This is a genomic window from Mycobacterium sp. WUMAC-067, from assembly GCF_020217485.1.
Classification (GTDB): Bacteria; Actinomycetota; Actinomycetes; order Mycobacteriales; family Mycobacteriaceae; genus Mycobacterium.
Window position 1 is genome coordinate 1 of record NZ_JAEKMI010000234.1, and the last position, 217, is coordinate 217.

A 217-nucleotide genomic window follows, 5' to 3' on the forward strand; every position below is an offset into this window, starting at 1 on the left:
TGCGGTCAGGCTGGAGCCGCGACCCGACCCCGACCCGCGTCCCGAGCGTGAGCGTTCGTTCACCGCGACCGCCAATGATAAGGGCGCGTGTTATCGGATCACGCTGGGGCCTTTGGATGCCGCGAAGTTCGATGCCGCGTTGGCCTCTCATCGTGACGCGTTGGTCGCGGAGTGGAAACGCGACCACGGTGAGGGTGACCGCGCCGGTGATCAGGTG

At 66.8% G+C, this 217-nt stretch carries 1 protein-coding gene; it reads left to right on the forward strand.

Translation table 11 applies throughout. The annotated features are described in order from the left end of the window. Positions 1 to 217: DUF222 domain-containing protein (locus JF781_RS28375; protein ID WP_225341403.1), on the forward strand; the 217-nt coding region annotated here is incomplete at both ends.